Here is a 22,309-nt window from a genome sequence, read left to right as displayed (position 1 = left end):
GTCTGCGCCCTTATAGCTTAATCTGATTTGAAGCACTCTAATCATTAATGATATATTAAGGAGGCAAATATATGTAATGGAGTGAATGATATGAAATGGGTATCACAGGATATCGAAATGTTCCTTAAAGAAAAGCAATATGTAGACACTGCAGTTCTGCCGCTCCTTCCAGTATCATTTGGCGATGACATCAAACAGTCTGTAGCAATGACTGAATTTATATCGCTTCTAAGTGTCCAGCTTGAACGGCAATTCAGAGGCCGTCTGATCATGCTTCCTGGCTTTGCCTATCTGAGATCAGCAGGGGAAGACAGTCTGCTCAGCGGCTTGGGCAAATGGGAAACAGAATTGAAGGCACAGGGATTTAAGCACATATTCCTTCTAACTTCAGATAGCATGTGGAAATCCCTTGAAGACCGCTTGGAAGGAGGTTTGATTTGGCTGCCATCCCTGCCTCTTGAGCATATGGATGAAAACTATCGAAATTCCATTCTGGATGACCAGGTGAAGCAGCTGTTGAATTTATTCGTGCAAAAGTGGCAAAATGGTGAATAGTGTGAATGTTGAGTCGCTCTATTTACATGTTTCGCCAAAGGATTATATTGACCTTACATAAAGATTGATATATCATTGTTATGTCCTAGTTTTATATTGTGTTGAATTTTGTCCGTTGGACTTAACTTCATAATAGAGGGGGGAAAAGTATGAGCAAAAATCGAGTTTCTAGACGTCAATTCCTAAACTATACACTTACTGGTGTAGGCGGTTTCATGGCAGCTGGCATGCTGATGCCGATGGTTCGTTTTGCGGTCGATCCTGTATTGCAGGCAGCTGGTGAGAGTGATTTTATCCCAACAAAGCAAAAAGTGGCTGAAGTTACTGAAACGCCAACAAGGGTTGATTACACATTTGAACAGCAGGATGCTTGGTACACATCCGAAGTTACCGGCACTGCTTGGGTTTATAAGGATGAAAAAGGTGAAATTGTAGCGTTGTCTCCAGTATGTAAGCATTTAGGGTGCGTAGTTGACTGGAATACTGACAAATCAAACCCTGATCATTTCTATTGTCCTTGTCATGGCGGCCTTTATACAAAGGATGGGACAAACGTTCCAGGTACACCGCCTGCTGCACCATTGGATGTGTATCCTTACACTGAAAAAGACGGCTTTTTGTATTTAGGTAAAGCTGAACCGCGAAAGGAGGCGTAATAATTGTTAAACAAAATTTATGATTGGGTAGATGAGCGTTTAGATATTACGCCAATCTGGCGGGATATTGCTGACCATGAAGTGCCTGAGCATGTAAACCCTGCGCATCATTTTTCTGCGTTTGTTTACTGTTTTGGCGGTTTGACGTTCTTCGTTACAGTAATTCAAATTTTATCCGGTATGTTCCTGACAATGTACTACGTTCCGGATATTAAAAATGCATGGGAATCTGTGTATTATCTTCAAAACCACGTAGCATTCGGACAGATTGTCCGCGGAATGCACCACTGGGGAGCAAGTTTGGTAATCGTAATGATGTTCCTACATACGTTACGTGTTTTCTTCCAGGGAGCTTATAAGAAGCCACGTGAACTTAACTGGATTGTCGGAGTGCTTATTTTCTTCATCATGCTAGCACTTGGACTAACAGGTTACTTATTGCCATGGGATATGAAAGCCCTATTTGCAACTAAAGTTACAATGCAGATTATTGAATCTACACCGTTAATTGGCGATTATTTGAAAATACTGATTGCCGGTTCTTCTGATATTGTTGGTGCCCAAACCATTGCCCGATTCTTTGCAATCCATGTTTTCTTCTTGCCGGCTGCACTATTCGGATTAATGGCTGCTCACTTTATTATGATTCGTAAACAGGGTATTTCAGGACCGTTGTAAGAAATAATTTTTTGATCATTGCAAAAGGAGGGGAAATCGCCCAATGCATCGTGGTAAAGGTATGAAATTCGTAGGTGACTCTCGTGTTCCTGCAGAACGTAAACCGAATATCCCGAAAGATTATTCGGAATATCCAGGAAAAACAGAAGCATTCTGGCCAAACTTCCTGTTAAAGGAATGGATGGTAGGGGCTGTATTCCTTATCGGTTTCCTATGCTTGACAATTGCGCATGAGCCGCCATTAGAAAAAATTGCTGATCCTAGTGATACAGCTTATATCCCGCTGCCAGACTGGTACTTCCTGTTCTTGTACCAGCTTCTGAAATACAGCTATGCTTCTGGACCTTATAATGCTATCGGTGCTTTCATTATTCCGGGTCTTGCATTCGGAGCTTTGCTGCTTGCACCATTCATTGACCGCGGACCTGAACGCCGTCCGTCTAAGCGTCCTTTAGCGACTGGCTTCATGTTATTGGCTTTAGCCGGCATTACTTTCCTAACTTGGGAATCTGTTGCACACCATGACTGGGAAGCTGCGGCACAGCAAGGTAAGATTGTTGCTGAAGTAGAGTTTGATAAAGAGGACGAAGGCTACAAGATTTTTGAAGCGAATGGCTGTATTTCCTGCCACGGAGGCGACCTTCAGGGTGGTGCAGGTTCTCCTGCGCTTGTTGACACTGGGTTAACACCTGAAGAAGTTGCTGAAATTGCTAAAAATGGTAGAGGCGCTATGCCTGCAGGAATGTTCAAAGGCACTGATGAAGAACTTCAAAAGCTTGCTGAGTTTATTTCTGGCCTTGAAAGCAAATAATTTGTAAAGAAGCTGGCATTGCCAGCTTCTTTTTTATGTACATAAATTATTCGTTTTTTTTACAGGCATGTGGTGTGGTAAAATAATGAAATAATCCTGTACATAGAGAAGGAGAACAAAATATGAAATGGATCTATCCTTTACTAGGCAGCAAAGCTATGCTGATACTGCTTCTGATTATTAACACGGCAGGTACAATTTATGGGTATATATGGTATAAGTGGCAGCTTGTCGATACACCGCTGATTTTTTTGCCTTTCGTACCGGACAGTCCTACAGCGAGCCTGTTTTTTATGTTTGTGCTAATCGCCTTCCTATTGGGCAAAAATTGGCCGCTGTTTGAAGCATTAGCTATTGTAACCCTTATTAAATACGGAATTTGGGCTGTGGTTATGAATTTGCTTGTTTTTCAGGTGACAGGTGAATTGGATCCTGTAGCTCTCATGCTGATCTTCTCGCATGGTGCCATGGCAGTCCAGGGTGCTCTGTATGCGCCATTCTACCGTTTTAAACTATGGCATCTGGTTTTAACAGGGATTTGGACTCTTCATAATGATGTAATTGATTATGTCTTTTTCATGCTGCCGCGCTATCCTATTTTAGATCTTTACACACCGCAAATTGGCTATTTTACATTTTGGCTCAGTATTTTTTCATTAGGAACCGCTTATTACTTCGTCTTAAGAAAGAATCGGTTCAGTTTGGATATAGTGAGTTAGTGCTCCGAATATCTTAATTCAAACCGTTAAGTGTTTTGATTTGAAAGAAATAACCTGGCTGGCTGAATTATTTTCTGGTCTAACCTTGTCCCTCTTTTCATATTTATCTAATAGTAATTTGAGGGGGGACAAGGTTAATGAGGCGAAAAGTAATCGCATTCTTATTCATTATTATGTTATTGCCTGGAATGGTGTCTGCAGATAAGACAACACAAATAGATAAATTAGATCAATTATCTAATGAAGCCTTACAGATGGTTAAGCTCCATAGGTATGAGGATGCCAAGAAGCTTTTGGAGTATTTTTCCGAGCAGTTTGTTGCTGTGAATGGCAAGGAAAGGCCATTTACAATGGACGAACTCCGGATAATTACAGTCTCTCATGATGATGCTGTACAAGCTGCTGTCAATACATCAATGAGCCATGAAGAACGGCTGAATCATGCAACTAAATTCCGCCTGGTTATGGATGCAATCTCTTCAAAATATCAGCCTTTATGGACTGAAATGGAGAAGCCGATTATGACGGTATTTGGAGAAGTTAAGGAAGCCGCATACAGAGGCAATAACGAGAACTTTCATTCACATTTGAATTCCTTTTTGTCTTTATATGAGATTATTTATCCCAGTTTAAAAATTGATGTTGATGCCGAAAAGGTACAAAAACTGAACGCACGCATTAATTTTATCGATCATTATCGGCCGCAGGTGCTTTCTCAGCAGGCAAGCCAGCAGGAACTTGCTGCATTGGAAAATGATCTGCAGACAATCTTTGATGAAATGACAGAAGATGAAACGGACCCGTCCCTATGGTGGGTAATCATTTCAACAGGGAGTATTATCATCATTACATTATCTTACGTAGGCTGGAGAAAATATAAGGGCGACAGGGCAAGACAAAAAAACAGATCGTGATAAGAAAGCGGAAGCACCTTGCCTACGAAGGAACGCAGACTAAGAACGCCAAGTCCTGCGGCAACGTCTGCAAGAACCCCCATCCTTGTGACCTCGAGGGGGTAGGTGCTGGAGCTAGGCAGTCCTCGAAGTTCAAAAAATTCTACACCTTTATTGAACAAAAAGAATAATTGAGCGTCTTTCCCGTTTTGCAATAAAGGAAAGCGGGAACAAGATAGCTAGAACTACTCGTATGCTGGAGATAAGAAAGACAGCGGTTAAAATTCAACATGATCAGCTTGATGGGAGGTAATAAAATGGGAGGATATCTCATTTATTTTGCAATAATTATTCTTGTTCCGCTCTGGGCGCAAATGAAAGTAAAGGGAGCTTACAGCAAATATTCAAAAATTCCTTCATCTACGCAGATGAGAGGTGCTGAAGTAGCCAGAAGAATTCTGGATGAAAATGGATTATTTAACGTTGGCGTGGAGGAAACCAGGGGACATTTAACGGATCATTATGATCCGCGTTCTAAGACGGTCAGGCTTTCAGCAGCAAATTATCAAGGCCATTCAGTGGCAGCAGCTGCCATTGCGGCCCATGAGGTTGGCCATGCAATTCAGGATAATCAGGATTACGCTTTTCTGCGTTTTCGCCATGCGCTGGTGCCTGTTGCGAATCTTGGTTCAAACTTCTCCTGGATTCTGATCATGATCGGTTTTTTTGCAGGGTTGAGCGGAATGGTGCTGCTGGGAATTATCTTTATGGCAGCTGCAGTGGTATTCCAGGTCATCACTTTACCGGTGGAGTTCAATGCTTCTAATCGTGCGATGGATCAGGTAGTGTCCCTCGGAATTATCAGAAACGATGAAGAACGGGAAACAAAAAAAGTTTTAAATGCAGCTGCATTGACATATGTCGCGGCAGCTGCTGTTGCTGTGCTGGAATTGCTGCGTTTAATCCTTATTTACACAGGTATGACAAGATCGGAGTAAGAAAAGCCTTTAACGCGTGAAGCCAGATAGTTATTTAAAAAAAGCCGGCTAGCTGGCTTTTTTTGCTGAAAAAAAGAGATGTCTTTTATGACACCTCCTGGATCTATTCTTTAGCGTTCAACCGGCTTTTTATTTTCATCTAAAGTAAAGCCTTCCCCCAGTACATCATGGACAGCTGTCACCGATACAAATGCATGCGGATCAACAGCTATGATGACATTTTTTAAACGCACAATTTCATTACGGCCTACAACACAATAGAGCACTTCCCGCTCTAACTTGGTGAAGGAGCCGTGGCCTTTTAACACAGTGACACCCCGGTCCATTTCTTTCATGATTTTATCGGCGATCGCTTCGTTTTGTTCTGAAATGATCATCGCTCCCCTTGCTGCATAGGCGCCCTCTTGCATAAAATCAATCACTTTGGCACCGACAAAAACAGCAACAAGAGTATACATTGCCTCCCTGTAATCCAAATATGTAATTAAAGAAAGTGCTATAACAAAAAAGTCAAAAATGAACATCGTTTTTCCCATGCTGACGCCTGCGTACTTATGGGTAAGCCTCGCGATGATATCCACTCCGCCTGTTGTGCCCCCATACCTGAAAATGGTCCCAAGGCCAATCCCGATAAAGACTCCGGCGAAAAGAGAAGCAAGAGTTAAATCCTCTTTTAAAGGCATTTCAATCTGGTACCGCTGAAAAATCCATAAGAAAATGGATACACCGACAGTTCCGATGATCGTGTAAACAAAAACATTCCTGCCAAGAAGTTTCCACCCTATAAAGAAAAGGGGTATATTCAGCAGCAAGTTTGTATAAGAAGGGTCCCACTTGAACAGGAAATATAAGAGCAGCGTTATCCCGGTGAATCCGCCTTCAGCCAAATTATTCTGCATATTAAAATGAACAAGGCCCCACGAAAAAATGGCCGCACCAAGCAAAATGAAAAAAATATTCTTAAACTTTAATCCAAAATGCATATTATCCCTCCACTGCCTGAATATCACAATACCAAAGCGTATCTAATTATATAAGATACAGAATATAAGAGCAATGACCTTTCCAAGGACAGGAAGGCACAGGTGAATCAATTAGGCTCGATGATAAAAAATATTTGTAAAATAGCCGATCTTTAGCTTAACATGAAAAGTGATAATCTCCGTATATAGATGCACCTATTAAAAAAAGAGGTGAAATAAATGCAAACAGCAAAATCAATGAAAGATATGCAAACAGAAGTAGACACATACATAAGCCAATTTAAAGAAGGCTATTTCAGTCCATTGGCCATGCTTGCAAGAATGACTGAAGAACTTGGAGAACTATCCAGGGAAGTGAACCATTACTATGGTGAAAAACCCAAAAAATCCACTGAGGAAGAAAAGGCGATTGAAGAAGAGCTTGGAGATATGCTTTTTGTTCTAATATGCTTTGCTAATTCCTTAAATATTGACCTGGAAGAAGCGCACGATCGTGTTATGAAAAAATTCAGCACACGAGATAAAGACAGATGGACAAGAATTGAAGAATAGAAGGAGAGAAGACAATGGATAAAGTTAAAATTGTTATAGCGGGACCGAGGGGACGAATGGGAAGTGAAGCCGTCCAGCTTGTTAATCGTACAGAAAACTTTGAAATAGCTGCTGTGATCGACCATAAAAATGGGGGAGGCTTTCTTGGTGATTTTGAAGGATTCTCACAGTTTGGCCAAATTCCGGTTTACACAGATCTTGCCTTATGCTTTCAGGAACTAAAACCGGATGTGCTTATCGATTTGACCACTCCGGAAGTAGGAATGTTCCACACAAAAACAGCCTTGGAGTATGGTGTAAGGCCAGTCGTTGGAACAACAGGCTTTTCGAAGGAAAATTTAAAAGAGCTTGAAGAACTTTGCCAGGAAAAAGGAATCGGCTGCATTATTGCCCCAAACTTTGCACTTGGTGCTGTATTAATGATGAAATTCTCACAATTAGCAGGAAGATATTTTAATGATGTGGAAATTATAGAGCTGCACCATGACCAAAAATTGGATGCTCCATCTGGAACTGCAGTGAAAACAGCAGAAATGATTGCTGATGTAAGAGCGAAAAAAGAGCAGGGCCACTCACAGGAGAAGGAAACGATTCCTGGTGCAAGAGGCGCGAATTTTGATGGCATGCATATACACTCTGTACGGCTTCCAGGCCTGATTGCTCATCAGCAGGTTATGTTCGGTTCGGAGGGACAAACATTGACCATCCGTCATGACTCTTTTAACAGGGCTTCCTTTATGTCTGGAGTAAAGCTTGCTGTCGATACAGTTTTAAAAATTGATACTCTCGTCTACGGCCTCGAAAATATTATTGATTAGAAAGGGGTGCCAACATGAATATTGCCTTAATTGCCCATGATAAGAAAAAGGATGATATTGTAAGATTTGCAATCGCCTATAAATCAATTCTTGCTGAACATACCCTTTACGCTACCGGAACGACTGGTTCACGTATCATGAAAGAAACTGGCCTTTCCATGCATCGCTTTCAGTCTGGACCACTTGGCGGGGACCAGGAAATTGGTGCTTTAATTGCCAACAATAAAATGGATGTTGTATTTTTCTTCAGAGATCCTCTGACTGTTCAGCCTCATGAGCCTGATGTTTCCGCTTTGGTGCGCCTCTGTGATGTATATGCCGTCCCATTGGCCACTAATATGGGCACTGCTGAAATTATTATAAAAGGCCTGGAACGCAATGATTTATCATGGAGGAATATTGTAAGTGAAAAAGGTGACATAAATGAACCTGGAAAATCTTGATATTTTGGCATTTGGTGCGCATGCTGATGATGTTGAAATCGGCATGGGAGGCACAATTGCCAAATTTGCCTCTATCGGAAAAAAAATTGGAATATGCGACTTGACCCGGGCCGAGCTTTCTTCTAATGGGACGGTTGAAATCCGTAAAGAGGAATCATTGAAAGCAGCTGATATACTGGGGGTTAGTGTGCGGGAGACTCTTAGTCTGCCTGACAGGGGTTTATATTATAATCAAGAATACATAAAAAAGATTGCGGAAATGATCCGTAAATACAAGCCTGTTCTTGTGTTTGCACCTTACATGGAGGACAGGCATCCTGACCATGGACATTGTGCCCGGCTGGTGGAAGAAGCCGTCTTTTCGGCCGGAATCAGGAAATATGAAACAGGGGGTAATTTTGCTCCGCATAAGGTGAAAAGCCTTCACTTTTACATGATAAATGGTTTCCATAAGCCTGACTTCCTAATCGATATCTCATCTTTTATGGATAAAAAAGCTGAAGGACTGCAGTCTTATCAAAGTCAATTTGCAAAAAAACCTGGTTCATTTGATACTCCGCTTGTCAACGGTTATATTGAAACTGTTGCAGCGAGGGAAGGCCTATTTGGGAAACAGGCAGGGGTGGAATATGCAGAGGGCTTTAAAGTCAATAAACCCTTAATGGTAAATCTGGATATATTCGGTGGAGAATTATGAGAAAAAAATTAAAAATAGGTATCACCTGCTATCCCACGGTGGGAGGATCAGGTGTTGTTGCAACAGAACTGGGTAAAATGCTGGCTGAAAAAGGCCATGAAATACATTTTATTTCATCAAGCCTCCCTTTTAGACTGAAAAGGATGTACCCAAATATTTTTTATCACCAGGTAGATGTAAATCAATACTCCGTGTTCCAATATGCTCCTTACGATATCGCGCTCGCAAGTAAAATGGCAGAAGTGATAAAACGCGAAGGACTTGACCTTCTTCATGTGCATTATGCAATCCCGCATGCAGTTTGTGCGATTCTGGCTAAGCAGATGAGCGGCACGGATATTAAGATTGTTACCACCCTTCATGGAACAGATATTACAGTTCTCGGGTATGATCCATCCCTGACAGATGCGATCCGTTTTGGAATCGAAAAGTCTGATGGCGTGACAGCGGTATCCAATGCGCTCATTTCGCAAACTTATGACCTGATAAAACCTGATAAATCAATAAAAGCAGTTTATAACTTTATAGATGAAAGAATATACAAGAAAACCGACTCTGCGTATCTTAAAGAAGAATATGGCATAAAACCGGATGAGAAGGTTATCATCCATGTTTCCAATTTCCGCGGTGTAAAGCGGGTGCCTGATGTTGTTATGGCTTTTGCAAAAATCACGGAAGAAGTTCCTTCAAAGCTGCTATTAGTAGGAGACGGACCCGAAATGACCGTTATATGCAGGCTGGTGAATGATCTGCAGCTTAAAGAAAAGGTCTTGTTTCTGGGAAAACAGGATAATCTGGAGGAGCTATACAGCATCAGTGATTTAATGCTCTTATTATCCGAAAAGGAAAGCTTTGGACTTGTTGCTCTCGAGGCAATGGCATGCGGAGTTCCATGCATCGGCACTAATACTGGGGGAATTCCAGAAGTAATCAGCGACGGTGAGACAGGTTATATTTGTAATCTGGGGGATATAACTGATATCTCAAAAAAAGCAATTAAACTGCTTAATGATGAGCCCCTGCTTGAAAGGTTTGCTTCCCAATCCATTTCACTCGCAAAAGGAAGATTCAGTGCCAGTCAGATTGTCATTCAATATGAAGAGTTTTATTATGAACTTTTGGAAAAAGGTGACCTTCGATGAATGAAGCTTTTTTAAAGGCAGTTCCTGTCCTCGAGAATATAGAAGCGGCAGGTTATGAGGCTTATTTTGTAGGAGGCTCTGTCAGGGATTATATCCTTGGCAAGGAAATTGCGGACGTCGATATAGCCACTTCCGCTGCCCCTGAGGAAGTCAAAACCATATTCCCAAGAACACTTGATGTGGGCATCGAGCATGGTACTGTGGTTGTTCTGCATAATGGCATACCCTATGAAATTACAACATTCAGGTCAGAGGCTGAATATCTGGATTTTAGGAGGCCTTCAAAAGTTCAATTTATCAGATCTCTGGAAGAGGATTTGAAAAGAAGAGATTTTACAATGAACGCGATTGCCATGGATAAGGAAGGGCATCTTATTGATCCTTTTAACGGCAGGGGAGCAATAGAAGAGAAAAGAATCTGCACCGTTGGACAGCCTGCTGAAAGATTTACTGAAGATGCACTTCGAATGATGAGAGCAGTCCGTTTTTTTAGTCAGCTTGCATTTGAAATTGAAAAAAAAACTTATAATGCTTTAGCATCTTTGGCTCATTTACTTGAAAATATTGCAGTAGAAAGAAAGCTGGCAGAATTCGAAAAACTATTAGCAGGAACCAGCCGGATGAAAGCCCTTAAGGTCATTGGGGAAACCGGCTTGTCTAAGTATCTGCCAAATATGTCTGGCTTCCAAAAGGAATTAATGAAGGCAGAAGATTATAATGCAGCTGAACTGACGGTGGATGAAATGTGGGCCTTTCTTGCATGCATCTTTGATTTGGACGAGTCGAAGGCGGGAGCCTTTTTTAAAAGCTGGAAACTGCCTGTAAAGAAAATAAAAAAGTTATTGGCAATTAATAAATGGATTCGGTATAGAGCCAAAAACAAGTGGGATGCCTATTCCCTTTACCATGCAGGATGCATTTCATTAAACGCCGAGCGGGTCCTCAACGTAATCGTGCACGAGGACTCAAGCAGGGGGATCGATATCCTGGTGAGTCAATATAATTCCCTGCCCATTAAAGAGAGAAGCGATCTTCAGCTTACAGGAGATAACCTGATGAATTGGTTTGGCAAACCTCCTGGCCCCTGGATCAAAGCAGAGCTTGAAAAAACGGAGAAGGCTGTCTTGGGCGGCGAATTGAATAATAGCAATGAATCCATAAGGGAGTGGCTCATAAATTGCAATCAGAAATTAGGAAAAAATTGATTGATGCTTTTACGAAAAGCAAGGGGGAATATCTTTCAGGCCAGTATTTAGCCGACCTGATTGGCTGTTCAAGAACGGCTGTATGGAAGCATATTGAAGAGCTGAGGAAAGAAGGTTTTGAACTGGAAGCGGTCAGAAGAAAGGGATATCGGATTACGAAAACACCTGAAAAGGTTACTCCTGATGAAATCAGGCTGGGTCTGCAGACTGAAACACTTGGCCGTCAAATTCATCATGAAGAAAGTGTTGACTCAACACAGAAGATTGCCCACCGCCTTGCGTACGAAGGTGCGCAGGAAGGAACGGTTGTAATCGCGGAGGAACAGCTGTCAGGCAGGGGAAGAATGGACAGGAGATGGCATTCTCCAAAATCAACAGGCGTATGGATGAGTGTAATCCTAAGGCCGAATATTCCACCTCCCAAAGCACCGCAGCTAACGCTCATTACAGCAGTGGCTGTTGTACAGGCGATTGAAGTTCTGACAGATTTAACACCGCAAATTAAATGGCCGAATGATATACTAATGAATGGGAAGAAAGTTACGGGAATCCTGACTGAACTGCAGGCTGATGCAGACCGCATTATTTCAATAATCATCGGCATCGGAATCAATGTTAACCAGGAGCTTGATGATTACCCAGATGAACTTAAAGACATTGCCACTTCTATATCCATTGAAAAAGGCGAAAAGCTTTCAAGAGCGGAGCTGATTAGAGTATTGCTGGGCAAACTGGAAAACCTTTATAAACTATATTTAGATAAAGGCTTCTATCCGATTAAGCTTCTTTGGGAAAGTTATGCTGTCAGCATTGGTAAAAACCTTACTGCAAGAACTATTACCGGCAGTATATATGGCAAGGCTCTTGGAATTACAGAAGATGGAGTCCTGATGATTGAAGACAGCAGCGGAAAGGTCCATCACGTCTATTCTGCGGATATTGAGCTGGATGTCTAAATTGCCCGCCTAAAATTTTTATAGCCAATTCTTTCGCCTTTTTGATATACTTTTTATGGGCAGTATCCTTAAAAGAACTGCACCTTTTTTGAAAGAACCATAAAATAAATAGATATCTGCCTAGATCCAAAAAAATGGACCGGGACAGAGGGATGAACTGATATATGAGCTATTGCAAAATCCTTCTGCCTTCAGAAGGATTTTTTTGATGTTCTGTTTTTTAACTCATTTGGAAGTTTTATTGCCTCTTCCTGCATAAGGAGGACGAATGATGAAGCAAACAACTGATTTTCTAAAAATGAAGGAAAGTGAAGAGAAAATTGTAATGCTGACAGCTTATGATTTCCCTGCTGCCAAACAGGCTGAAATGGCCAATGTGGACATGATTCTTGTGGGGGACTCACTTGGGATGGTAGTGCTGGGCTATGATTCAACTGTTCCAGTTACAATGGAGGACATGATTCATCATGGAAAAGCTGTTAAACGAGGAGCAAAAAATACATTCATTGTGATTGATATGCCGTTTATGAGCTATCACTTGTCCGCAAAAGATACACTTATAAATGGAGCAAGGCTCATTCAGGAAACAGGGGCACATGCTGTTAAGCTTGAAGGCGGTGATGAAGTCGCACAACAAATTGGAGCGTTAACAAAAGCAGGCATTCCTGTTGTTGCCCACCTGGGCCTGACACCACAATCTGTGGGGGTCCTGGGCGGATATAAAGTTCAGGGGAAAAACGCTGAAGCAGCCAGAAAGCTGATTGATGATGCCAGGGATTGTGAGAGGGCTGGAGCTTTCGCTCTTGTCCTTGAGTGTGTTCCAAAACAGCTGGCAAAGCAGATCACTGAGGAATTGACGATTCCTGTCATTGGGATCGGTGCCGGCAAGGATACAGATGGACAGGTTCTTGTTTACCATGATGTATTGGGATACGGTGTAGAGCGTGTTCCCAAGTTTGTGAAACAGTATGAAAACCTGAACCCTATTATCGGCGATAGTCTTGCTGCTTATTCTGCAGAAGTGAAGAACGGATCGTTTCCTGATGATTCCCATTCTTTCAAGATGAAAGAGGAAGAGCTGCAGAGCTTGTATGGAGGAAAAGCATGAGAACAATTACTGATATAAGAGAAATGCAAAGTATTGCTATACAGCTTAAGAGGGAAGGAAAGACAATCGGCTTCGTCCCGACTATGGGTTATTTGCACGAAGGCCATCTCTCCTTATTAAGTGCCGCCAGAAAAGAAAATGATGTGACAGTGGTAAGCATCTTTGTCAATCCGCTTCAATTCGGTCCTAAAGAAGATTTAGCGACATATCCCAGGGATTTCGAGCGTGACAGCAGCCTTGCAGAGAAAGAGGGGAATGACTACATCTTCTTTCCTTCAGCAGACGAAATGTATCCTGTAACTCCGTCTGTAACAGCCAAAGTGCAGGACCGTACGGATGTGTTATGCGGAAAATCCAGACCGGGACATTTCGATGGTGTTGCAACGGTCCTTATAAAACTTTTTAACATTGTACAGCCTGATAAAGTATATTTTGGGATGAAGGATGCTCAGCAGGTGGCCGTTGTTGATGGGCTAGTAAGAGATTTCAATATTCCAGTGGAAATTGTTCCTGTTCAGACGGTCAGGGAAGAAGATGGTCTGGCTAAGAGCTCAAGGAACGTGCACCTTCTTCCTGCAGAACGCGACCAGGCAACAGCTCTCCATCAAAGTCTCAAGATGGCGGAGTCCGCTATAGATGAAGGGGAACAGGATCCTCAGAAGATTCTAGCCCGCATGAAGGAATTCATTAAAAAAAATACAAGCGGAGAAATAGATTATATTGAAATTCTATCTTATCCCAATCTTAAACAGATTTCCCGCCTGGAAGGTAAAATCATCATCGCAATGGCCGTTAAATTCTCAAAGGCCCGTTTAATAGATAACGCTATAATATCCGTAAAAAAAGAAAGCTAAGGGAGGAAGGCAGCATGTTCCGCACCATGATGAATGGTAAGATCCATCGTGCAACAGTAACAGAAGCCAATCTTAATTATGTTGGCAGCATCACTATCGATACAGACATTATTGAAGCAGTAGGAATGGCTCCCAATGAGAAAGTGCAAATCGTTAATAATAACAATGGGGCAAGATTTGAAACCTATATTATACCCGGTGAAAGAGGGAGCGGCGTTATCTGCGTTAATGGTGCAGCTGCACGCCTTGTACAGGAAGGGGATATTGTCATTATCATTTCATATGCTCTCGTTCCTGATGAAAAGGTGCCTTATCATGAACCAAAGGTAGCGATAATGGACAGCAGCAATCGGATCGCTGACATGATACATGCAGAGCCGGAAAGTACAGTATTATAAATAGAGTTTTATAAAGTGCTGAACTCCTTTGGAGATTCGGCTCTTTTTTATAAACAGCCTGAATAACGGCATGGTTCAAGTGGAAGAAAAATAATAAGGGGAAAAGCTATTTGCCTTTTTCTTTTTCCGTTTTTATGATACCGTTTGAATGACTGAATATAGAGGTGTTAGCCATGGGTAATAAATATGTTGTAGTGGATTTGGAAACAACCGGGAACGCCCCGAAAAAAGGCGATAAAATGATACAGTTTGCTGCTGTGGTGATTGAAAACGGAAAAATCACAGAGGAATACTCCTCCCTTGTAAACCCGGAGCAATCCATCCCCCCTTTCATAGAAGAACTGACAGGATTGTCAGATGAAATGGTCGAGAATGCCCCGCTCTTTTCGGAAATTGCCCCTAAAGTCTTGACTTTGCTTGAGGGTGCTTATTTTGTGGCTCATAATGTTTTATTTGATTTATCTTTTTTACAGGAAGAATTGATTGAGGCAGGATATAACGGGTTTTACGGTCCTGTTCTTGATACAGTTGAGATGGCCCGTATTCTTTTTCCGACTGCAGATAGCTTCAAATTATCTGATCTTGCACTCCGTGAAGGACTTAATCATGAACGTCCCCATCAGGCAGACAGTGATGCGTATGTGACCGCTGAGCTCCTGTTAATATTATTAAACAAGCTTAAAAACCTGCCCCATAACACCATTGAGCTGTTGCATAAGCTGTCTGGAGGCTTAAAGAGTGATCTTGATTTATTATTGGACGAGCTTATTGCGGTTAATGAAAGTAAAATTGGTTTGCTAGCTGATGGTATTGAAGTACATAGAGGGATTGCCCTGAAAAAAGAAATGAAACCACGGGAATTTGAAGGGGCCGAATTTCAGGGCTTTCCTTTCCGTGAAGAGGAAAAGCAGGAAATGTTCATTAAAGCCTTCCCTTCTTATGAAAAAAGGGAAGGCCAGTTTATCATGATGGATTCGGTTTATGGAGCGTTCAAAAATAAACAGCATGCATTAATAGAGGCAGGCACGGGTGTTGGGAAGTCCTTGGCATATCTTGTTCCATCAGCTGTTTATGCAAAGGAAAGAGGAAGAACTGTCATTATCAGTACATATACAACACAGCTTCAGGAGCAGCTGCTCAGGAAGGATGTTCCTCTTCTTCAAAAAATGCTTCCATTCCCGCTTAAAGCTGTATTGCTGAAGGGAAGAAGCCACTATATCAGCCTTGCGAAGTTCGTTCAAACGTTAAGCGATGATGAAGATAATTATGATACAACCCTCAGTAAAATGCAGATTCTTGTCTGGCTGCTGGAGACTGACACTGGTGATATTGATGAGTTGAACCTATCAAGCGGCGGAATGATTTACTGGAGCAGGATAAAGAATGATGAAACAGCTTTTTTGCAGGATAAGTCCTGGATTTCCAGAGATTTTTATCTGAGGGCAAGAAAGGCTGCTCAAAAGGCAGATATCATTATTACGAATCACTCCCTGCTTTTAACGGATCTAACAGCTGATAATGTTATTTTGCCTGAATTCAGCCACGTGGTTATCGATGAGGGACATCATTTTGTTAAGGCCTCCGGGAAACATTTTGGCAATAAGCTTGATTATCTATCAGTGCGGCTGATGCTTGGGCAAATCGGATTATTTGAGCAGAAGCAGCTATATTATAAGCTTGAAAAGCTGGTGGAAGAGAAAGCAGCGACTCCGGAGGATTTCATGCATTCTTTTGAAATCAACCAAATAATAGCTGACATTATTCATGAAATGGATGAGTTGTTTAGGGTTATAGCGATTTATGCTAAGAAATATACAAAAGCAAAAAAAAGCGTAAATCGAATTACGGTCCGATTTAATAAGATTGCTGCCAACAAGGAAACGAATGCTGTATTAGCGAGTGCCGAACGTTTTGGATTCATGCTTAAGGAATTGATTCAGGGCCTGGACAGCCGTATAGACGCAGTTTCAAATATTAAATCAGCTCTATCGCTTGACGAGAAGGCATTAATGGAGGAAGTGGCTTCCATTCTGGATGATTTGAGGGGAATGTGTGAGGATGTAAACCATATCTTTCACTTGCCATCCCGGGAATTCGTTGTCTGGATTGAAATGGATACGCGCTCTGCACAAAATGCCACAACTGTTTATGCACAGCCTGTATCAGTTTCTGAATATCTTAATGAACAATTCTTCAGCCAAAAGGAAAGTGCGGTCATTACATCTGCCACTTTATCTGTAAAAAATTCTTTCAGTTTTATCCTAAAGGAACTAGGCCTTGAGGAACAGCAATGCACTTTGAAGCAAATTCAATCTCCTTTTGATTATAAGAGGCAGGTTAAGCTCGTGGTTTCTGATGATTTGCCTGAAGTTAATGCAGTACCGCTCGAGGAGTATGTGGCATCTATTACCGAGCATATAATTTCAATTGCGGAAGCAGCGAAAGGAAGAATGCTGATTCTTTTTACTTCGCATGAAATGTTAAGAAGGACCTATGAGCTTATAAAGGAGTCAGGGTTCCTGGAGGACTATGCTCTCATTGCCCAGGGCGTTACAAGTGGAAGCCGATCAAGACTTACGAGGAATTTTCAGCGATTTGATAAAGCCATTCTTTTAGGGACAAGCAGCTTTTGGGAAGGTGTGGATATACCAGGTGAGGATCTTTCCTGTCTTGTAATTGTCAGGCTGCCATTTTCACCGCCAGATGAACCGATGGCACAGGCGAAAAATGAGCAAATTGCAAATGAAGGGAAAAACCCGTTTTCCGAGTATTCATTGCCCGAAGCAGTTATCCGCTTTAAGCAAGGTGTCGGGAGATTAATCAGAACAAGTTCGGATAGAGGAGTCATCGTAATATTTGACCGGAGAATTATCACCGCAAGGTATGGAAAGGCATTTCTGGATTCCATTCCGCCTATTCCTGTCCAGAAAAGTAATATTGATGAAATTGTCGAATTAATTTATACTTGGCTGTAAAAAATCCGGGGATTTACACCGGAATCCTTCTATGATGAACAAGGCATCTGGTTTTTATAGGATAAATTTAGATGATTAACGCATTATAAATTTGTTGGGTTTTTTATTATAAATCCTCAGTCTGCTTTTGTTCATATGTAGGAGGAATGGGAAGATGAACGTGCTGTTCGCCTTTATGCTACTGTTCACAAATTGGTATTACATACCTAAGGATTCACCAGCTGTTCCTGTCAAAGTGGAAAGCATTGACCTAAAACTAAAAAGTGATGAGCTGGCTTTTACGTTTTTTTCCTTATCTGATGGCGAGGCTTCCTTGATTCATCATGGAAATGACGAAAAAGTCCTTATTAACACCGGCGGACCAGGAACAGAGGAAGAGTTAAAGAAGCTTCTTGAATTATATGGCGTTAACCGGATTTCAGCAATTATCCTGACAGATGAGGAATTATATAACATGGCCAGTCTTAAATGGCTGATAGAAGATTTTGGGGTTAAAGAAATTATAGCGAATGATTCTGCAGTTTCTGAGTTGAAGGGTGAGAACGGAATCGATCTTAATCTGCATGCCTGGAACCAAGATTTTAAGCAGCAGCTTTTTCCGGGGTTGCTTGCAGAAGTTCTTTACGCAGGTAAAGAATCGGGGGAAGGAATGGATATTTCCTTTACATTTGCAAGGCATCGAGTATTATTTATGAACTCGACAAGTCCAAAATCTAAAGATTTTCTCATGGAAAAAAAGTTATCCAATGTTAATATTGTAAAGCTTCCTGCGTTTGGCAGGCACGATTCCATATCCGAAGAGATGATCAAACATTTGGATCCTCAGATCGCCATTCTTTTTTATAAACCATCCATAAAACATGATTCGAATCTGTTCGGGCTGTTAAATGATGCCTGGGTTGATGTATATTATACAAGAAAGCACGGAACCGTTACCATTAAATTTACAGACATTAACTATGAATTATTCACAATTTTCCAGGGCGAGGAGTTCAAATAAACATACACCTTCACCATAATTTCAAAGGGAAATATTTTGTGAAAGTAATTAATATTTGAGGGGAAGTTTATCACTTTCAATGGGCCAAATAATAGGCAAATAAATATTCAAAATTTAAATGCCTAATGAAAAAAGCTGCGCTTGCGGCGCAGCTTGACGTGTTGGACCAGAAGAAAATTTGTAGTTGTTTTAATACCAGTTAATCAATTCTGCTGTTATACTGTTACTGTGATTTATTTCTTTGTAAAATTAGTTTAACCTTAACGGTCGGGTATATAAGTAACAAATATTGTAGAGGCTGAGGAGGAATTCCAGAATGGAAAGCAAAATTGAGGTTTTATCTACCGTGAAGATCCAGCAAAGCCCGGATCTGTATAAAATTGTTGATGCACTGAACAGAACTTTAAAAGAAAAAGATTTGATGTTCGGTTTGGCGCTTGATCAGGAAGACCAAAATAAAGCGATTTTTACAATTTATCGTACATAAAAGAGTGAGTGAGACATGAAAAAAGCAATATGGGGTATCATTATTCTGCTTGTCATATGCATTGGAGCAGGCTCTTTAATTTATTTCAACAGCATGAAGCCCGTTAGAGCGGCAGAATCAAAGGCTGTAGAGCTTGCGAAAAAGGAAACAGATCTTGCTGAAACTGAAGATTTCTATTTATATCATGGCACTGAGACCTACTATGTTATCGAGGGTAAAGATCAAGAGGGGACAGGCATATATGTGTGGGTTCCAGAAAAGAAAGGGAAAATCGTTACACTGAACCAATCTGATGGAATTACCAGAAATGAAGCCATTTCCAGACTTAAGCAGGAGAAAAATGCTGCTGAAATCATGTCTGTGCGGCTTGGAATGGAAAAAAATATTCCATTATGGGAAATTCATTACCGTTCCGGCAGTGATTTAATAAATTATTATTATATAGATTTTAAAACAGGAGAATGGCTAAAAAAAATTGAGAATCTATAGCCTGAGGCATTACAGCGCCTTAGTGCGGGAAAATCGGGAGGAAGCAAGCAAATGGAGATTCAACTGGCACAAAGAGTAAAAGCGTTGACACCTTCAACAACTCTGGCAATCACAGCAAAAGCAAAAGAGCTAAAAGCTCAGGGACATGATGTTATAGGATTGGGAGCAGGCGAGCCGGATTTTAATACGCCGCAGCATATTATCGATGCAGCAGTGAAATCAATGAATGAGGGACATACAAAATATACTCCTTCAGCAGGTCTTCCAGCATTAAAGAAAGAAATCGCAAACAAGTTTAAAAAAGACCAGGGACTTGATTATGACGCTTCAGAAATCATCGTTACCAATGGTGCAAAGCATGGCTTATATACACTGTTCCAGGTTTTGCTCAATGAAGGGGATGAAGTCATTATCCCGACTCCATATTGGGTCAGCTATCCTGAACAGGTTAAACTGGCAGAGGGTATTCCTGTTTATGCAGAGGGAAGAGAAGAGAATGATTTTAAGATCACACCAGAACAGCTGGCTAAAAGCATAACTGACAAAACCAAGGCAGTGATCATTAACTCACCAAGCAACCCGACGGGCATGCTTTATTCTGCGGACGAATTAAAGGAGCTTGGGGAGGTTTGTTTAAAGCATAATGTCCTTATCATTTCTGATGAGATCTATGAAAAACTGGTATATGGCGGCCATAAGCATACTTCGATTGCCGAAATTTCACCTGAACTTAAGGAACAAACCATTATCATTAATGGGGTATCCAAGTCTCATTCCATGACAGGGTGGAGAATTGGATATGCCGCAGGTAATAAGAATATTATTAAGGCCATGACCAACCTTGCCAGCCATAGTACATCCAACCCGACAACAACAGCACAATATGGTTCAATCGCTGCATATGCCGGACCACAGGATACACTGGAGGAAATGAGAGAAGCATTCGAACATCGGCTAAATGTTATCTATGATAAATTAATCAGCATTCCAGGCTTTACTTGTGTAAAACCACAAGGAGCATTTTACCTGTTTCCTAATGTGAAAAAGGCAGCAGAATTGACTGGATTTGAAAGTGTCGATGAATTTGTGAAGGCGCTTCTTGAGGAAGCGATGGTTGCAGTAATTCCAGGTTCTGGTTTTGGCTCTCCGGATAACATCCGTTTATCATATGCAACTTCTCTTGAATTATTAGAAAAGGCTGTGGAACGGATGCATGGTTTTGTAGAAAAGAACATGAAGTAAAGAAAAGCGGAAACGCCTTGCCCACCCCCGACACCTCGAGGGGGTAGGCTGCTTGCACTATTCAGTTATCGACGTTCAAAATTTTGAACTTTCGTATTTTGTGAAACAGGAGCGCTGGATTATATCCGGCCTCCTTCTGTATTTATTATCTATATAAGAGCGCTTAAAATATTACTAATATTGCTTGTCAATGTGCTTGAAGGTATAATATATAGCGATACATAAGAAGTGAGTGCTTAGATTTTTTTGGAGGGACCATAAATTGATAAAAACAACAATTTCTCAAGTTCATAAATATGTTGATCAGGAAGTTACGATTGGAGCTTGGATAGCCAACAAGCGCTCAAGCGGAAAGATTGCATTTTTGCAGCTGCGCGATGGAACTGGTTTTATTCAAGGTGTTGTAGTGAAAGCGGAAGTGCCGGAAGAGATTTTCCAGGGTGCAAAATCGGTTACTCAGGAATCTTCCGTTTATGTTACTGGTAAGATTCAAAAGGATGAGCGTTCTCCATTCGGATTTGAAATGCTGGTTACAGGCCTGGAAGTTATTCATCAGGCTGTTGATTATCCGATTACACCTAAAGAGCATGGAACTGAATTCCTGATGGACAATCGTCACTTATGGCTGCGTTCCCGCCGGCAGCATGCAGTCATGAAAATCAGAAATGAAATTATCCGGGCAACTTATGAGTTTTTCAATGAACAAGGTTTTTCCAAGGTTGACCCGCCAATTCTGACGGGAAGTGCCCCAGAAGGTACTTCGGAACTTTTTGCGACAAAGTATTTTGATGAAGATGCTTATTTATCACAAAGCGGCCAGCTTTATATGGAAGCAGCTGCTATGGCACTTGGAAAAGTATTTTCATTCGGGCCGACCTTCCGTGCTGAAAAATCCAAAACTCGCCGTCATTTAATCGAATTTTGGATGATTGAACCTGAAATGGCTTTCTGTGAGTTCGATGAAAACTTAAAAGTACAGGAAGAATATGTCGCTCATATTGTACAATCTGTTCTTAAGAACTGTCCAATTGAACTTAAAACACTTGGCCGTGATACGGAGAAGCTTGAAAAAATCACAGCACCATTCCCGCGCATCACGTATGATGAAGCAATTAAGTTTCTTCAGGAAAAAGGCTTTGATGATATCCAGTGGGGAGACGACTTTGGTGCACCGCATGAGACAGCAATTGCAGAAAGCTATGATAAGCCAGTCTTTATCACACACTATCCAACTTCACTGAAGCCATTCTATATGCAGCCTGATCCATCAAGAGAAGACGTTGTATTATGTGCCGACTTGATTGCACCTGAAGGATATGGAGAGATCATCGGAGGCTCTGAGCGTATTCACGACTTTGACCTTCTCAAGCAGCGCCTTGATGAACATAAGTTAGATATGGATGCTTACAAATGGTACCTGGAGCTTCGCCAATATGGGTCAGTACCGCATTCCGGATTTGGTCTTGGGCTTGAAAGAACAGTTGCCTGGATAAGCGGCGTCGAGCATGTACGTAAAACAATTCCGTTTCCTCGTTTATTAAACCGTCTATATCCATAATTTAAAAAAGAATTGATAGATAAAGCAAAAATCCGCCTTCCGCGGATTTTTTGCTTCTTCCGATCTCCGCAACATCTTCCAGAGGAGAGCAG

Annotated in this window: 24 protein-coding genes; 23 read left to right on the top strand and 1 reads right to left on the bottom strand. The window is 41.4% G+C overall.

Features of this window, described 5'->3' with window-relative positions:
- Positions 1 to 90: 90 nt before the first annotated feature.
- From DFO72_RS01115 to DFO72_RS01085, 7 genes are all read left to right on the top strand, one after another.
- On the top strand, positions 91 to 555 hold the full coding sequence (locus tag DFO72_RS01115) for a YpiF family protein (protein WP_113884560.1): 465 nt from the start codon (positions 91 to 93) through the stop codon (positions 553 to 555).
- A 149-nt stretch (positions 556 to 704) separates the two neighbouring features.
- The gene (locus DFO72_RS01110; RefSeq protein ID WP_113884561.1) at positions 705 to 1,211 is read left to right on the top strand and encodes a ubiquinol-cytochrome c reductase iron-sulfur subunit; all 507 of its coding nucleotides are present in this window, start codon (positions 705 to 707) and stop codon (positions 1,209 to 1,211) included.
- A 3-nt stretch (positions 1,212 to 1,214) separates the two neighbouring features.
- Positions 1,215 to 1,889 carry a menaquinol-cytochrome c reductase cytochrome b subunit gene (gene qcrB / locus DFO72_RS01105; RefSeq protein WP_113884562.1) on the top strand — a complete coding sequence of 225 codons (675 nt, stop codon included), beginning with the start codon at positions 1,215 to 1,217 and terminating at the stop codon, positions 1,887 to 1,889.
- 43 nt (positions 1,890 to 1,932) lie between these two features.
- Complete coding sequence (locus DFO72_RS01100) at positions 1,933 to 2,700, top strand: menaquinol-cytochrome c reductase cytochrome b/c subunit (RefSeq protein WP_113884563.1); 768 nt, start codon at positions 1,933 to 1,935, stop codon at positions 2,698 to 2,700.
- A gap of 122 nt (positions 2,701 to 2,822) precedes the next feature.
- The gene (locus DFO72_RS01095) at positions 2,823 to 3,419 is read left to right on the top strand and encodes a DUF1405 domain-containing protein (RefSeq protein ID WP_113884564.1); all 597 of its coding nucleotides are present in this window, start codon (positions 2,823 to 2,825) and stop codon (positions 3,417 to 3,419) included.
- A 137-nt stretch (positions 3,420 to 3,556) separates the two neighbouring features.
- Complete coding sequence (ypjB, locus tag DFO72_RS01090; protein WP_113884565.1) at positions 3,557 to 4,333, top strand: sporulation protein YpjB; 777 nt, start codon at positions 3,557 to 3,559, stop codon at positions 4,331 to 4,333.
- Positions 4,334 to 4,629: 296 nt separating this feature from the next.
- On the top strand, positions 4,630 to 5,310 hold the full coding sequence (locus DFO72_RS01085) for a zinc metallopeptidase (protein WP_113884566.1): 681 nt from the start codon (positions 4,630 to 4,632) through the stop codon (positions 5,308 to 5,310).
- Positions 5,311 to 5,420: 110 nt separating this feature from the next.
- Here the strand turns inward: DFO72_RS01085 and DFO72_RS01080 are convergent, their stop codons facing one another.
- Positions 5,421 to 6,293 carry a YitT family protein gene (locus tag DFO72_RS01080; RefSeq protein ID WP_113884567.1) on the bottom strand — a complete coding sequence of 291 codons (873 nt, stop codon included), beginning with the start codon at positions 6,291 to 6,293 and terminating at the stop codon, positions 5,421 to 5,423.
- A gap of 219 nt (positions 6,294 to 6,512) precedes the next feature.
- Between DFO72_RS01080 and DFO72_RS01075 the strand changes: the two genes are divergently transcribed.
- The 16 genes from DFO72_RS01075 to asnS all read left to right on the top strand — a co-directional run bounded on the left by DFO72_RS01075 (position 6,513) and on the right by asnS (position 22,217).
- The gene (locus DFO72_RS01075; RefSeq protein WP_113884568.1) at positions 6,513 to 6,845 is read left to right on the top strand and encodes a nucleotide pyrophosphohydrolase; all 333 of its coding nucleotides are present in this window, start codon (positions 6,513 to 6,515) and stop codon (positions 6,843 to 6,845) included.
- Positions 6,846 to 6,859: 14 nt separating this feature from the next.
- Entirely contained in the window at positions 6,860 to 7,663 is an 804-nt protein-coding gene (dapB, locus tag DFO72_RS01070) for a 4-hydroxy-tetrahydrodipicolinate reductase (RefSeq protein ID WP_113884569.1), read from the top strand.
- A 14-nt stretch (positions 7,664 to 7,677) separates the two neighbouring features.
- Positions 7,678 to 8,106: a methylglyoxal synthase gene (mgsA, locus tag DFO72_RS01065; RefSeq protein ID WP_113884570.1), complete on the top strand. Its 429-nt coding sequence runs from the start codon at positions 7,678 to 7,680 to the stop codon at positions 8,104 to 8,106.
- Entirely contained in the window at positions 8,087 to 8,803 is a 717-nt protein-coding gene (gene bshB1, locus DFO72_RS01060; RefSeq protein WP_113884571.1) for a bacillithiol biosynthesis deacetylase BshB1, read from the top strand. The genes mgsA and bshB1 overlap by 20 nt, the downstream gene beginning before the upstream one ends.
- Entirely contained in the window at positions 8,800 to 9,945 is a 1,146-nt protein-coding gene (gene bshA / locus DFO72_RS01055) for an N-acetyl-alpha-D-glucosaminyl L-malate synthase BshA (protein ID WP_113884572.1), read from the top strand. Before bshB1 ends, bshA begins: the two co-directional genes overlap by 4 nt.
- Positions 9,942 to 11,150, top strand: a complete 1,209-nt coding sequence (locus tag DFO72_RS01050; protein WP_113884573.1) for a CCA tRNA nucleotidyltransferase — start codon at positions 9,942 to 9,944, stop codon at positions 11,148 to 11,150. Before bshA ends, DFO72_RS01050 begins: the two co-directional genes overlap by 4 nt.
- A complete protein-coding gene (locus DFO72_RS01045) occupies positions 11,123 to 12,106 on the top strand; it encodes a biotin--[acetyl-CoA-carboxylase] ligase (RefSeq protein ID WP_113884574.1) in 984 nt (327 codons plus the stop codon). Before DFO72_RS01050 ends, DFO72_RS01045 begins: the two co-directional genes overlap by 28 nt.
- Positions 12,107 to 12,377: 271 nt before the next feature.
- The gene (panB, locus tag DFO72_RS01040) at positions 12,378 to 13,214 is read left to right on the top strand and encodes a 3-methyl-2-oxobutanoate hydroxymethyltransferase (RefSeq protein ID WP_113884575.1); all 837 of its coding nucleotides are present in this window, start codon (positions 12,378 to 12,380) and stop codon (positions 13,212 to 13,214) included.
- Positions 13,211 to 14,068, top strand: a complete 858-nt coding sequence (gene panC, locus DFO72_RS01035; RefSeq protein ID WP_113884576.1) for a pantoate--beta-alanine ligase — start codon at positions 13,211 to 13,213, stop codon at positions 14,066 to 14,068. Before panB ends, panC begins: the two co-directional genes overlap by 4 nt.
- A gap of 14 nt (positions 14,069 to 14,082) precedes the next feature.
- Positions 14,083 to 14,466 (top strand): aspartate 1-decarboxylase, encoded by a 384-nt coding sequence (gene panD / locus DFO72_RS01030; RefSeq protein WP_113884577.1) that lies wholly within the window; start codon positions 14,083 to 14,085, stop codon positions 14,464 to 14,466.
- 173 nt (positions 14,467 to 14,639) lie between these two features.
- Positions 14,640 to 17,441, top strand: a complete 2,802-nt coding sequence (gene dinG, locus DFO72_RS01025) for an ATP-dependent DNA helicase DinG (protein WP_113884578.1) — start codon at positions 14,640 to 14,642, stop codon at positions 17,439 to 17,441.
- A 154-nt stretch (positions 17,442 to 17,595) separates the two neighbouring features.
- Positions 17,596 to 18,441, top strand: a complete 846-nt coding sequence (locus DFO72_RS01020; RefSeq protein WP_113884579.1) for an ATP-dependent DNA helicase — start codon at positions 17,596 to 17,598, stop codon at positions 18,439 to 18,441.
- A gap of 316 nt (positions 18,442 to 18,757) precedes the next feature.
- A complete protein-coding gene (locus DFO72_RS01015) occupies positions 18,758 to 18,928 on the top strand; it encodes a YpmA family protein (protein ID WP_009332715.1) in 171 nt (56 codons plus the stop codon).
- Between the two features lie 15 nt (positions 18,929 to 18,943).
- Complete coding sequence (locus DFO72_RS01010; RefSeq protein WP_113884580.1) at positions 18,944 to 19,417, top strand: DUF5590 domain-containing protein; 474 nt, start codon at positions 18,944 to 18,946, stop codon at positions 19,415 to 19,417.
- A 57-nt stretch (positions 19,418 to 19,474) separates the two neighbouring features.
- Positions 19,475 to 20,659 (top strand): pyridoxal phosphate-dependent aminotransferase, encoded by a 1,185-nt coding sequence (locus DFO72_RS01005; RefSeq protein WP_166672416.1) that lies wholly within the window; start codon positions 19,475 to 19,477, stop codon positions 20,657 to 20,659.
- A 265-nt stretch (positions 20,660 to 20,924) separates the two neighbouring features.
- Positions 20,925 to 22,217, top strand: coding sequence for an asparagine--tRNA ligase (gene asnS / locus DFO72_RS01000; protein WP_142724942.1), 1,293 nt, complete (start codon positions 20,925 to 20,927; stop codon positions 22,215 to 22,217).
- Positions 22,218 to 22,309: the final 92 nt, after the last annotated feature.

This window comes from Cytobacillus oceanisediminis (assembly GCF_004366035.1).
GTDB lineage: Bacteria > Bacillota > Bacilli > Bacillales > Cytobacillaceae > Cytobacillus > Cytobacillus oceanisediminis_C.
Note: the sequence above shows the minus strand (reverse complement) of the source record. Positions and strands in the feature narration are given on the sequence as shown.

Bases quoted from the DNA above. Each gene is read 5' to 3' on its own strand.
- DFO72_RS01115 (WP_113884560.1), top strand. From the start codon at position 91: ATGAAATGGGTATCACAGGATATCGAAATGTTCCTTAAAGAAAAGCAA.
- DFO72_RS01110 (WP_113884561.1), top strand. From the start codon at position 705: ATGAGCAAAAATCGAGTTTCTAGACGTCAATTCCTAAACTATACACTT.
- DFO72_RS01100 (WP_113884563.1), top strand. From the start codon at position 1,933: ATGCATCGTGGTAAAGGTATGAAATTCGTAGGTGACTCTCGTGTTCCT.
- DFO72_RS01095 (WP_113884564.1), top strand. From the start codon at position 2,823: ATGAAATGGATCTATCCTTTACTAGGCAGCAAAGCTATGCTGATACTG.
- ypjB (WP_113884565.1), top strand. From the start codon at position 3,557: ATGAGGCGAAAAGTAATCGCATTCTTATTCATTATTATGTTATTGCCT.
- DFO72_RS01085 (WP_113884566.1), top strand. From the start codon at position 4,630: ATGGGAGGATATCTCATTTATTTTGCAATAATTATTCTTGTTCCGCTC.
- DFO72_RS01080 (WP_113884567.1), bottom strand. From the start codon at position 6,293: ATGCATTTTGGATTAAAGTTTAAGAATATTTTTTTCATTTTGCTTGGT.
- DFO72_RS01075 (WP_113884568.1), top strand. From the start codon at position 6,513: ATGCAAACAGCAAAATCAATGAAAGATATGCAAACAGAAGTAGACACA.
- dapB (WP_113884569.1), top strand. From the start codon at position 6,860: ATGGATAAAGTTAAAATTGTTATAGCGGGACCGAGGGGACGAATGGGA.
- mgsA (WP_113884570.1), top strand. From the start codon at position 7,678: ATGAATATTGCCTTAATTGCCCATGATAAGAAAAAGGATGATATTGTA.
- bshB1 (WP_113884571.1), top strand. From the start codon at position 8,087: ATGAACCTGGAAAATCTTGATATTTTGGCATTTGGTGCGCATGCTGAT.
- bshA (WP_113884572.1), top strand. From the start codon at position 8,800: ATGAGAAAAAAATTAAAAATAGGTATCACCTGCTATCCCACGGTGGGA.
- DFO72_RS01050 (WP_113884573.1), top strand. From the start codon at position 9,942: ATGAATGAAGCTTTTTTAAAGGCAGTTCCTGTCCTCGAGAATATAGAA.
- panB (WP_113884575.1), top strand. From the start codon at position 12,378: ATGAAGCAAACAACTGATTTTCTAAAAATGAAGGAAAGTGAAGAGAAA.
- panC (WP_113884576.1), top strand. From the start codon at position 13,211: ATGAGAACAATTACTGATATAAGAGAAATGCAAAGTATTGCTATACAG.
- panD (WP_113884577.1), top strand. From the start codon at position 14,083: ATGTTCCGCACCATGATGAATGGTAAGATCCATCGTGCAACAGTAACA.
- dinG (WP_113884578.1), top strand. From the start codon at position 14,640: ATGGGTAATAAATATGTTGTAGTGGATTTGGAAACAACCGGGAACGCC.
- DFO72_RS01020 (WP_113884579.1), top strand. From the start codon at position 17,596: ATGAACGTGCTGTTCGCCTTTATGCTACTGTTCACAAATTGGTATTAC.
- DFO72_RS01015 (WP_009332715.1), top strand. From the start codon at position 18,758: ATGGAAAGCAAAATTGAGGTTTTATCTACCGTGAAGATCCAGCAAAGC.
- DFO72_RS01010 (WP_113884580.1), top strand. From the start codon at position 18,944: ATGAAAAAAGCAATATGGGGTATCATTATTCTGCTTGTCATATGCATT.